This window comes from Streptomyces sp. SID5785 (assembly GCF_009870065.1).
Taxonomy (GTDB): Bacteria; Actinomycetota; Actinomycetes; order Streptomycetales; family Streptomycetaceae; genus Streptomyces.
The window spans coordinates 1-10,011 of the sequence record NZ_WWIA01001056.1 but is presented as its reverse complement, the minus strand read 5'-3'; the positions used below and the strand labels follow the sequence as shown (position 1 = coordinate 10,011).

Sequence of the window (10,011 nt, the reverse complement as noted above, 5' to 3'; positions counted from 1 at the left end):
TGACCAGCCGCCGCCGTGGTCCACGAAGTAGTTGGCCTGGGTGGCGCCGCTCGTCGTGTCCGGGGTCGCGAAGTGGTACGAGCCGCGGATCATGCCGACGTTGTAGGAGCCGTTGTACTGCTGCGCGAAGTAGGGGTTCGTGTAGTACGTGCCCTCGGTGGCCTTGACGTAGGCCCACTTCACGCCGCTGTTCCACAGCGTCGACCAGGCGACGTTGCCCTGGTGGCCGCTGACGTCGACGCCCTCGGTCTGGACGGCGCGGTCCACGGGCGGCCGGCCGGTGTCGCCGTCGTGCGCGGCGACGCCCATGCCCATGAACGCCTCACCGCGCTGGGGGACGTCGGCGGCGTGGGCCGCACTCGGCAGGGTGAACAGGAGGGAGAGCGCTGCGAGAAGGGTTCCGACCGCGCCGAAGCGGGTCCGGCGCCGGGTCGTCGCGGGTCTGTGCACGGGCATGTGAGTGCCTCCGTAGGCCTCGTGGGGGATCAGCGGTACTGATCAGGGACCTGTGCTGTGCCGTTCGGTGCCGCGGGTGCTGTCCTCTTGCTGACCTGTCGACATGTCGGTGCCGTGATGATGGTGTGGACATGCCATGCAGCACGCTACGCACGTAGACCCGGACGAGGGAAGAGGGCCTGGAGGGTGCCGTTGGTCTACTCCTGCGAAATACTGGCGGAGCTGCGAAGACGGCGCGGATCGGCGACAACTTTCAGAGACTTTCAGAACAGGGAACCCGGGGAACCACAGTCCATGGCTGCTGACGTGAACGAAGACGGGAACGGCGGGCGTCGGGGCGCCGAACGCGACAGGGCGGCCGGTGCGACGCCGGGTGAACCGCCCGCCGGGGTGGACCACGAGTTCCTCGCCCTGGAGCGGGAGTTGACCTACTTCCTGCGCCGCGCCCGGTCCAGCTCCGGCGAGATGGCCCGCGAGGTCCACCCCGACCTCGAGCCCGCCGCGTACGGACTCCTCGCCCGGCTCGAGGAGTGCGGCGCCCAGCGCGCCACCGACCTCGCCGGGTACATCGGCGTCGGCAAGGCGACCATGAGCCGCCAGCTGCGCGCCCTGGAGGAGCTCGGCTTCGTGGCCCGCGAACCGGACCCGGCCGACGGCCGCGCCTGGCTCGTCTCGCTCACCGACCGCGGCCGCGAGGACTTCCGCCGCGTCCGCGACGCCCGCCGCATGCGCTACGTCCGCCAGCTGTCCGACTGGGACCGCCGCGAGGTCGCGGAACTGGCCCGGCTCCTGCACCAGCTGAACTCGGGTGCCGAGGCCTGAGGCCCCTGACGACGGCGCCCTGCGGCGGACCCGCTCAGAGCTCCGCGTACACGGCCGAGGCGTCGTCGTGGGTCTTGCTGCGGCGCAGGTACGTGCGGCTCTGCGCGTCCGCGTCCTCCAGCGCGCGGACCCGGGCGACCACCGCCTCGGTGCCCTCCTTGCGGACGAGGGCGAACAGCTGCGCCCAGTCGCCCTCGTGGAACTTCTCCGTCCAGCGCGTCACGCCGTCCGTCAGCGCGGCCAGCGCACGGACCTCGCTGCGGGGCCGGCTGCCGGTCACCGCGCGGTGGGCGACGTCCGGGTCGGCGGCCGCGGTGAAGAAGCCGCCCTCCTTGTTGCGCACGGTCGCGTCGGCCACCGCGTCCGAGACGAGGTGGGCGCGCGGCACCCGGTCGAGGCGGTCGTCGAGCACCGCCGTCACCGCGCCGTCCACCGCCTCGACGAGCAACGCGGAGTCGGAGAGCACGAGATGCTCCAGGTGCTCGGCGTCCCAGCGCGCGAGCACCACGGTTGCCTGCGGCGTACGGGGGTGAGAAAGGTCACAGGTGTCGCGATGGGCGTCGGCGGTCCGGCGGATCGCGGCCGCGAGGATGTCACGCAACGTCATATCCCGCCGCGAAGCGGACAGTTCCGCGAGGGCGCCGCCGAGCCGGGCCGTGTACCAGGGGACGGAATGCAGACAGCCGTCGTCTCCGGCGGGCGGCGTGACCCCGTCGAGGACGACGAGTGATCCACCCTGTCCGCAGGCCGGAACGGCTACCGATGCGTAGTCCTCGTTCGGCCGGGCGGGGTCACCGGGTTCGGTGGTCAGTTCGATGCGCATCCGGCCAGTCTGCCGGAGTCTGCACGGGCCCTTCACAGGTGTGCGGAGTGAGGGCGAGTCCTGGTCCCCTGGTGCGGACGGCGCCGGAATTGGGGCGGAATGATCACCTCCGGTGAGGCGTGGCGGGGCATCTTGCCAAAGGCTTCCGAAGACGTCCAATGGGCGCGCTGCGGTCGCCCCCGGACCGTGCCGGGGGAACTTGCTCCCCAACTCCCGCACGATGTTCACTCCTTCGGGTGGCGGGCCAGGTGATGTGCGCCCCCTGCTCACCGGCACTGGAATGGTCTGGAGCCATGCCAGAGGGGCGCGTGTGTTGACTGTTCGTCACCCGGGCCCATGGGTTAGGACGAGTCAGGAATGCGAGCACCAGACGTTGCGGAAGACCTCCGGCGGTAACGGGTCCCTCGGCATGGACGGAGCGGACGCACCGGGCTCTGCACCCGTGCCCACGCCCGCGACCCCGCCGGTCGGCAAGGGCCGCAAGGCCCGGGTGCGCAACCGGCTCGTCATCGCCGTCGCCGTGGTCGCCGCCGCCGTCGCCGGTGCGGGAGCCCCCGCGATCCTCACCGCCTCCGGCCAGGTGAGCGAGTCCCAGGGCCTCGTCGACGACGCGCAGCGCACCCAGAGCGCGCTCGCCCTCTCCCACTCCCTCGCCGACGAGCGCGACGAGGTCACCGCCTTCATCGCCGCGGGCCGCCCCAAGGGCAAGGGCCTGAGCGAGGAACACAGCGGCCGCGTCGACCGCCAGGTCGAGGAGCTGCGCGCCACCGCCGAAGGCTCCCTCACCCGCACGCTCGACGAGATCGCCGCCGTCCGCCGCGCCGCCCTCACCGGCAAGGAGACCGCCCTCAAGGCGAACACCTCCTACTCCGCGGCCATCACCGACCTGCACCGGCTCGCCGAGCGCCTGGCCGACGACCTGCCCGCCCGGGCCGGCGCCGGCGGCCACGCCCTCGCCGACCTCGACCGCGCCGTCGACCAGGCCTCCGCCGCCCGCGGCCTGCTCCTCGCCGCCTACGCGGTGCCCCGGCCCACCACGAGCACCACCGTCCTCGACCCGGTCACCGGGCTGCCCAGGACCGTCGTCAGCGACGCTCCGGGCAGCGGCGCGGGCGCCGAGGAACGCGACGGGCTCAGCTCCGCCGCCCAGCAGGCCCACGTGCGCTCGCAGGCCGCGCTCGACGACTTCCGCGACTCCGCCCCGGCCGGCGCCGCCGCCTCGTACGACTCCACGGTCACCGGGCCCGAGGTGGAGCGCGCCGAGAAGTACCTGGCCGCGCTCACCGACGCGCCCACCCTCTCCGACGCCGAACTGGACTACAGCAGCAAGAAGCTCGGCGACGCGCTCACCGCCCGCGTCGACCAGATGCGGGGCGCCGAGGCCGCGCTCGGCGACCAGCGCGTCAAGCACCTGGAGCAGCTGCGCGACGACGACGTCACCGGGCTCGAGATCCGCATCGCGCTCGTCGGCTTCTGTCTGCTCGCCGCCGTCGGCGTCGCGATGGGCGCCGCCCGCTCGCTGACCCGCCCGCTGGCCGTGCTGCGCCGCGGCTCGGCCCGCCTCGCGGGGGAGCCCGGCACCGGCGAGCCGATCGCGTTCACGGGCCGCGACGACGAGTTCGCCCAGGTCGTCCGCTCCGTCAACGCCCTGCACGCACACGCCGTCGCCCTGCACGAACGGCTCGGCACCCTGGAGTCCGACCGCAAGCACCTGATCGGCGAGCGGCAGCGGATGGCCGACGACCGTGACGCGCTGCGCCGCGAACTCGCCGACGCCGCGGCGCAGCTGGACAAGGCCCGTCACTCGATCCACGGCACCTTCGTCAACCTCGCGCTGCGCACCCTCGGCCTCGTCGAGCGCCAGCTCGGTGTCATCGAGGGCCTGGAGGAGCGCGAGCAGGACCCCGAGCGGCTCGGCACGCTGTTCAAGCTCGACCACTTCGCCACCGTCATGCGCCGGCACAGCGAGAACCTGCTGGTGCTCGCCGGGGCCGAGCACGGTCAGCAGCACGCGGGCTCGGTCCCGCTGGTCGACGTCGTGCGCGCCGCCGTCTCCGAGATCGAGCGCTACGAACGGGTGCGGATCGCCGCGCTGCCGCCGCACGCGCACATCGCCGGGTTCGCCGCCGACGACCTCAGCCACCTCGTCGCCGAACTCCTCGAGAACGCCACCTCGTTCTCGCCGCCGGACGCCTCCGTCGAGGTCTCCGGCTGGCTCCTGGAGAACGGCGAGGTCATGCTCTCCGTCCAGGACGAGGGCATCGGCATGGCCGAGGACCGGATGCGCGAGCTGAACGGCCGGCTGTCCGCCTTCAGCGCCGAGCAGGCCCACGACCCCGAGGACACCGACGGGCTCGGCCTCGGGCTCTACGTCGTCGCGCGCCTCGCCGCCCGGCACGGCGTACGGGTCCGGCTGCGCGAGCAGAAGCAGGGCGGGGTCGCCGCCGTCGCCGTGCTGCCCACCGCGCTGTTCGCCGCCGCGCCCGCCGCGTCCGTGCCGCCCGCCGTGCCGATGCCGGGCGGCGCCCCCGCCGTGCACCTGCCCGGCTCCGAGGCCGAGGCCAACTCGAACGTCCTGGACGGGCGCTCCGGCGACGAGGACCCGCTGATCGCGGCGGCCGAACAGGCCGTGCGGCAGGCCGGTGACACCGCCGACGCCCCGGCGGACACGGAGCCCGCCGAGGACGCCTCAGCCGCCGAGGCCACCGCACCCGTCGAGCCCGCGCTCCCCGTGGAGCGCCCCGCCGAGACCACGATGGAACTCCTCGCCCCGGTGCCGCCGCCCGCGCACGCCGACGAGCCCGACGCCCACGAGCGCACCCCGGACGAGGCCGTCACGGAGTCCGCGCCCGCCGCGCCGCAGCCCGGCACCGCACAGAGCCCGACCCAGACCCGGCCGGAGCCCGACCACGCTCCGGAGCCCGTCACGCCCGAGGTGCCCGCCCAGCGCGCCCCCGACTCCGCACCGGCGCCCCAGCGCCTCACGGACAAGGGCCTGCCCAAGCGCACCCCGAAGGCCGCCGCCCAGGCGCCCGCCCCGAAGCCGCGCACCGGCTCCGTGGACGCGGACGCGCTGCGCCGCCGGCTCGGCGGGTTCCACCGGGGCGCCCAGGAAGGCCGCAAGGACGTCGCGGCCGAGATCGAAGAACGTATCGGTGAAGCCAAGGGGGACCCAGCCGAGGAGGCAAGCAGTTGACTGCGCCCACCCCTGTATCCAGCGCACTCAGCAGCGCAGCGCGCAATCTGCACTGGCTGCTGACCAATCTGGTCGAGGAGGTGCCAGGGCTGCTCTCCGTCGCCGTCGTCTCGTCGGACGGGCTGCTCCTGCTCTCCTCCGACCCGGGCCACGCCGACGGCACCCCCGTCGACCGCAGCGGCGGCCCGAAGGGTTCCAGCGCCGATCTGGCCACGATCGTGTCCGGGGTCGGCAGCCTCACCATCGGCGCCGCCAAGCTGATGGACGGCGGCGGCGTCAAGCAGACCATGGTCGCGATGGAGGAGGGCAGCCTCTTCGTCATGTCCATCAGCGACGGTTCCCTGCTCGGCGTGCACGCCACCCCGGACTGCGACATGAGCGTGGTCGCGTACCACATGGCGCTCTTCGTCGGCCGTGCCGGGCACGTCCTCACGCCCGAACTCCGCAGCGAACTGCGCCAGTCGATGGAGAACAACCGATGACAGCCGGCAAACTGCCCGTACGCGGCGCCGACCGCAAGGCGGCCCGCGTCCGCCCGTACTCGCTGACCGGCGGCCGCACCCGCTTCGGGCACGTGCTCCTCGTCGAGACGTTCGTGGCCGCTCTCGAGGGCCCCGACGAGCGCCTCGAGATAGGGAAGGGCACGCTCGCGGGCATCATGCCGGAGATGCGGGCCATCGTGGAGCTGTGCCGCCGCATGCGCACGGTCGCCGAGATCGCGGCGCTCCTCAAGATGCCTCTCGGTGTGGTCCGCGTGCTGCTGAGCGACCTCGCCGACCAGGGAAAGATCCGCGTGTACGGAACCGGTCACGGCCCGGGACAGCCGGACCGCGCGCTGCTCGAAAGGGTGCTGAGTGGACTCCGCCGTCTCTGACGTCAACGCCGACGTCACGTCGGGACTCCTCGACGAAGAGGAGCAGTTGCAGGCCTGGCAGACCGACAGGAGCCGGGCCCCCATCGCCACGAAGATCGTCGTGGCCGGCGGGTTCGGGGTCGGCAAGACGACCCTGGTCACCGCCGTCTCGGAGATCCAGCCCCTCCAGACGGAGGCGCTGATGACCCGGGCCAGCGAGGACACGGACGACCTCTCCGACACCCCGGACAAGCTCACGACGACCGTCGCGATGGACTTCGGCCGCATCACGCTCGACGACGACCTGGTCCTGTACCTGTTCGGCACGCCGGGCCAGCAGCGCTTCTGGTTCATGTGGGACGACCTGGTGCGCGGCGCGATCGGCGCCGTCGTCCTGGCCGACACCCGACGGCTCTCGGACTGTTTCCCGGCCCTCGACTACTTCGAGAGCTGCGGGCTGCCCTACGTCGTCGCCGTCAACCACTTCGACGGGTCCGAGGAGTTCGAGCCGGACGACGTGCGCGAGGCCCTCACCGTGCCGCCGCACGTGCCCGTACTGATCATGGACGCGCGCCGCCGCATATCCGTGGTCGAGACACTGCTCTCCCTGGTCGGCCACGCCCTCGACGCCACCCCCGCATAATCAGTTCCCCCAGATTCCCCGCCAGTTAGAGGCAGCCGCTATGTCCCGGAAGATACTCGTCGTCGGAGCCGGCCAGTCCGGTCTCCAGCTCGCCCTGGGCCTGCAGTCCCACGGGTACGAGGTCACCCTGATGTCCAACCGCACCGCCGACGAGATCCGCTCCGGCCGGGTCATGTCGACGCAGTGCATGTTCCACACCGCGCTCCAGCACGAGCGTGACCTGCAGCTCAACTTCTGGGAGTCGCAGGCCCCGAGGATCGAGGGCCTCGGCGTCTCCGTCGCCGCCCCCGGCTCGCACGACCCCGGCCCCACCCAGCGGGCCATCGACTGGGTCGGCAGGCTGGACGGCTTCGCGCAGTCCGTCGACCAGCGCGTGAAGATGGCCGGCTGGATGGAGACCTTCGCCCAGCGCGGCGGACAGCTCGTCATCCACGGCGCGGCGGTCTCCGACCTCGACTACTTCTCCCGTACGTACGACCTGGTCCTGGTCTCGGCCGGCAAGGGCGAGCTGGTCTCCATGTTCGGCCGCGACGCCGCCCGCTCCCCGTACACGGAGCCGCAGCGCGCGCTCGCCGTCGCCTACGTGCACGGCCTCGGCGTGCGCCCCGAGCACCCCGACTTCGACGCGGTCCGCTGCAACATCGTGCCCGGTGTCGGCGAGCTCTTCGTCATGCCGACGCTCACCACGTCCGGCCGCGCCGACATCCTCTTCTGGGAGGGCATCCCGGGCGGCCCGCTCGACGCGTTCAAGGGCGTCAAGGACCCCTCCGAGCACCTCGCGCTGACCCTGGAGCTGATGGAGAAGTTCACGCCCTGGGAGTACGCGCGCGCCACCAAGGTCGAACTGACCGACGCCAACGGCACGCTCGCCGGCCGGTACGCCCCCACCGTGCGCAACCCGATCGGCCGGCTGCCCGGCGGCGGCGCGGTCCTCGGCGTCGCCGACGTCGTCGTGGCCAACGACCCGATCACCGGCCAGGGCTCCAACTCGGCCTCCAAGTGCGCCGCCGCCTACCTCGACTCCATCGTCGAGCACGGCGACAAGCCCTTCGACGAGGACTGGATGCAGGCCACGTTCGACCGGTACTGGGACACCGCGCAGCACGTCACCAAGTGGACGAACACGATGCTCCAGGCCCCGCCCGAGCACGTCCTGAACCTGCTCGGCGCCGCCGGCCAGATCCAGCCCGTCGCCGACCGCTTCGCGAACGGCTTCAACGACCCGGCCGACTTCGAGAACTTCTTCTACGACCCGGCGAAGACCGAGGCCTACCTCGGCTCGCTCGCGTAACGGGCCCGTTCACGACGGTGACGGCGGCGCCCCGGTGTCCGCGTACCCGGTGTCGTCGCCGTCCGTCGCGCCCTCCGGCAGGGCCGGCGCCCGGTACCCGGTCATCGCGTCCGCGGCCGGGTCCGGCCGGACCGCGCCGAGGACGGGGTTCGCCGCGATCGGCGACACCTTGACCCGGGCCCCCGGCCGCGGGGCCTGCACCACCATGCCGTCGCCGAGATACAGGGCCACGTGCGTCGCCTCCGGGAAGTAGACGACCAGGTCACCGGGGCGCAGCTCACCGATCGGCACCCGGCGCAGCTGCGCCCACTGCTCCTGCGAGGTGCGGGGGATCGTCTTGCCCGCGTGCCCCCACGCCTGCGAGGTCAGCCCCGAGCAGTCGAAGGAGTCGGGGCCCTCCGCGCCCCACACGTACGGCTTGCCGATCTGCTCCACGGCGTACCGGAGCGCCGCGTTCCCGGCCGTCGACGGGGAGCGCGGGGCCGAGCTCAGCGCCCCCGACGCCACGAACTCCCGCTGCGCGTCGGCCGTCCCCTTCTTCTCCAGCTTCGCCAGCTCGGCCAGCTGGTCGGGGCTCAGCGAGGCGAGCAGCTCCTCGACGTCCTTGAGCCGCTTCTGCACGGAGTCCCGCTCCTTGCGCTTCTTCGCGGTGAGCTGCAACTGCCGGTCGAGCGCGGCCCGCGCCTCGGTGGCAAGACCGTCGGTCTTCTTCTCCCGGCCCACCAGACGCGCGATCGCCGCCTGCTGCTCCTTCGCGGCCCGCCGCAGGACGTGCCCCTGGTCGAGCGCCTGCTGCGGATCGCGGGCGAGCAGCAGCCGGACGTACGGGGAGATGTCACTGCTGCCCTGGTACTGCTCCCGCGCCATCCGGCCCGCCGCGACCTGGCTGCTGTGCAGGTCGCCCCGGGCGCGGGCCAGCTGCGCGGCCAGGCCGTCGGCCGCCTTGCGGCGCTTCTTGAGCTCCTCCTCGGTGGCGTTGTAGGCCTCGGTGGCCTGCTCTGCCTTCCGGTACAGCCCCTGAAGATCCGTCAGCAGCCCGGCCACGGAACGGTCCTGCCCGGCGTCCTGCCCGGTGTCCGTTCCGGTGTCCGGTCCGGGCCCGGGTGCAGCCCCCGCGGGCACCGGCGCGAGCAGCGCCCCCGCGACGGCCGCCGTGCACGCCCACCGCACCAGCCTCCCTGACACCTCATCACCTCCGGTGCGGGCCAGCCCCTGTGCCCCGCACCGTGTACATCAGCAGACTGTCGTACGAGAAGCGCGCCGGGCTGCGCGAGGCGGCCCAACTCCACCATCCCTCCAGGCGATGCGCGGCGCGGCGTCTTTACTTCCCGCCCGTCTCCGGGCTCTCCTTCGAGCTCCCCTTCGACCAGGGCCACTTCAGGACCGTACCGGTCTTCCCGTCCGGCACGAACACGTACCGCCACTTCTGCACGAGCCGCACCGCCCGGCCGTCCGGCACCGGCTCCCGCCGGTACACGAGCACGGTCGCGGGCCCGTCCCCCTCCAGGTCGGGCACCGGCACCTTGTACACCTTGGGCGGATTGCCGGTCGCGGTCACCATGACGGGCAGCGTCCGCCCGTCGAGCGGCCCCCCGAGGAACGGAATGTCTTCACTCTTCACGGGAACAGTGTCTCCCGGCACGCGACGGGTCTCTCACCTGCCCGTACGGTCCGTGTCCGTGTCCGTGTCCGTGTCGGTTCCGGTGTCGCGGTCGACGGCGGCTTCGTCGGGGACGATGCCCATGACCGGCGGGAAGACCATGCCGTCGGGTCCGTCGGCGCAGTCCAGTGCGACGCCGCAGGGCACGCCTGCCGCGGGGACCGCCACGTCGAGGAGGCGGGCGCCCAGGATCGTGCGGTACGTCCATTCGCGGGTGTACTCGCCGCGGGCCTGGGCGTAGCGGGCCAGGGCCTGTTCGTCGGAGAA

10 protein-coding genes and 1 pseudogene are annotated in these 10,011 nt (G+C 72.7%); 6 read left to right on the top strand and 5 right to left on the bottom strand.

Annotated features, from left to right (window positions below; translation table 11 throughout):
• On the bottom strand, window positions 1–456 hold a 456-nt coding region (locus GTW43_RS34070; RefSeq protein WP_272922591.1), incomplete at its 3' end, for a GH25 family lysozyme.
• 306 nt (window positions 457–762) lie between these two features.
• Here GTW43_RS34070 and GTW43_RS34065 point away from each other — a divergent pair.
• Window positions 763–1,278, top strand: coding sequence for a MarR family transcriptional regulator (locus GTW43_RS34065; RefSeq protein WP_343246200.1), 516 nt, complete (start codon window positions 763–765; stop codon window positions 1,276–1,278).
• 34 nt (window positions 1,279–1,312) lie between these two features.
• On the opposite strand, the gene GTW43_RS34060 is transcribed toward GTW43_RS34065, so the two are convergent.
• The gene (locus GTW43_RS34060; RefSeq protein ID WP_161305835.1) at window positions 1,313–2,101 is read right to left on the bottom strand and encodes a protein phosphatase 2C domain-containing protein; all 789 of its coding nucleotides are present in this window, start codon (window positions 2,099–2,101) and stop codon (window positions 1,313–1,315) included.
• A 409-nt stretch (window positions 2,102–2,510) separates the two neighbouring features.
• Here GTW43_RS34060 and GTW43_RS34055 point away from each other — a divergent pair, with 409 nt between their 5' ends.
• Genes GTW43_RS34055 through GTW43_RS34035 form a run of 5 tightly spaced genes read left to right on the top strand, consistent with a single transcriptional unit; the run spans window position 2,511 to window position 8,084 of the window.
• Window positions 2,511–5,297, top strand: a complete 2,787-nt coding sequence (locus GTW43_RS34055) for a nitrate- and nitrite sensing domain-containing protein (protein ID WP_161305834.1) — start codon at window positions 2,511–2,513, stop codon at window positions 5,295–5,297.
• Complete coding sequence (locus tag GTW43_RS34050) at window positions 5,294–5,779, top strand: roadblock/LC7 domain-containing protein (RefSeq protein WP_161305833.1); 486 nt, start codon at window positions 5,294–5,296, stop codon at window positions 5,777–5,779. Before GTW43_RS34055 ends, GTW43_RS34050 begins: the two co-directional genes overlap by 4 nt.
• On the top strand, window positions 5,776–6,171 hold the full coding sequence (locus GTW43_RS34045; RefSeq protein WP_161305832.1) for a DUF742 domain-containing protein: 396 nt from the start codon (window positions 5,776–5,778) through the stop codon (window positions 6,169–6,171). Before GTW43_RS34050 ends, GTW43_RS34045 begins: the two co-directional genes overlap by 4 nt.
• Window positions 6,152–6,793: an ATP/GTP-binding protein gene (locus GTW43_RS34040; RefSeq protein ID WP_161305831.1), complete on the top strand. Its 642-nt coding sequence runs from the start codon at window positions 6,152–6,154 to the stop codon at window positions 6,791–6,793. The genes GTW43_RS34045 and GTW43_RS34040 overlap by 20 nt, the downstream gene beginning before the upstream one ends.
• Before the next feature lie 40 nt (window positions 6,794–6,833).
• On the top strand, window positions 6,834–8,084 hold the full coding sequence (locus tag GTW43_RS34035; protein ID WP_161305830.1) for a styrene monooxygenase/indole monooxygenase family protein: 1,251 nt from the start codon (window positions 6,834–6,836) through the stop codon (window positions 8,082–8,084).
• Window positions 8,085–8,093: 9 nt separating this feature from the next.
• Here the strand turns inward: GTW43_RS34035 and GTW43_RS34030 are convergent, their stop codons facing one another.
• The 3 genes and pseudogenes from GTW43_RS34030 to GTW43_RS34020 form a co-directional block, all read right to left on the bottom strand.
• Window positions 8,094–9,269: a C40 family peptidase gene (locus GTW43_RS34030; RefSeq protein WP_161305829.1), complete on the bottom strand. Its 1,176-nt coding sequence runs from the start codon at window positions 9,267–9,269 to the stop codon at window positions 8,094–8,096.
• Between the two features lie 136 nt (window positions 9,270–9,405).
• Entirely contained in the window at window positions 9,406–9,705 is a 300-nt protein-coding gene (locus GTW43_RS34025; protein WP_161305828.1) for a hypothetical protein, read from the bottom strand.
• 33 nt (window positions 9,706–9,738) lie between these two features.
• Window positions 9,739–10,011, bottom strand: a pseudogene (locus tag GTW43_RS34020) (hypothetical protein); the annotation flags it as partial.

Bases quoted from the DNA above. Each gene is read 5' to 3' on its own strand.
- GTW43_RS34060 (WP_161305835.1), bottom strand. From the start codon at position 2,101: ATGCGCATCGAACTGACCACCGAACCCGGTGACCCCGCCCGGCCGAAC.
- GTW43_RS34045 (WP_161305832.1), top strand. From the start codon at position 5,776: ATGACAGCCGGCAAACTGCCCGTACGCGGCGCCGACCGCAAGGCGGCC.
- GTW43_RS34035 (WP_161305830.1), top strand. From the start codon at position 6,834: ATGTCCCGGAAGATACTCGTCGTCGGAGCCGGCCAGTCCGGTCTCCAG.
- GTW43_RS34055 (WP_161305834.1), top strand. From the start codon at position 2,511: ATGGACGGAGCGGACGCACCGGGCTCTGCACCCGTGCCCACGCCCGCG.